This is a genomic window from Vibrio sp. YT-19(2023), assembly GCF_033337395.1.
On sequence record NZ_JAWOQN010000890.1, the window covers coordinates 1 to 567 of the forward strand.

Genomic DNA, 567 nt, shown 5'->3' on the forward strand with positions numbered 1-567 from the left:
GACCTTCGATAAGCTCTGGCGTGTAACTGGATCCTGCGCCAATAATGGTAATTTTTAGATTCTTTTTCATCGTGCTGTTTCTCGTTATGGATAAGACAGTTTGATTAAAAAGCATCGTGATTCGCTATACAAACCAATTTAAACTTGCTATGCATTAGCCTTTCTAATTTATGTCGAGTGCCAAGATGGACAGAAAACAGCAGATGCTCTCTAACATGTACACTTTCGCCGTTGCTGGTAAGTGTCTCAGTTTTACCAAAGCCGCTGAAGAGTTGTTTATTACCCAAGGGGCAGTGAGCCAACGTATTAAGTCACTGGAAGAACAACTGGGTTTCAGCTTATTTGTGCGTATGACTCGGCGGTTAGAGCTGACTAAGGAAGGAGAGCGATTACTGCACGCGCTTAACCAATCGTTTGAGGTGATTTTCTCTGAACTTGAAGACATCAAATTCAACGAGCTGCGTGGCGAGCTTTACATCGGCGTGGCCCCCACGTTTGCACAGAGTTGGCTACTGCCGCGTATGATGGAATTTCAGCGTTTGTATCCTTCTCTCAATATCAAGCTTC

At 44.1% G+C, this 567-nt stretch carries 1 protein-coding gene; it reads left to right on the forward strand.

Annotation, left to right across the window (positions count from 1 at the left end; all coding sequences use genetic code 11):
* Positions 1-185 precede the first annotated feature (185 nt).
* Positions 186-567 (forward strand): LysR family transcriptional regulator (locus tag R7E78_RS29015; RefSeq protein WP_318059003.1); only part of this gene is annotated, 382 nt, incomplete at its 3' end.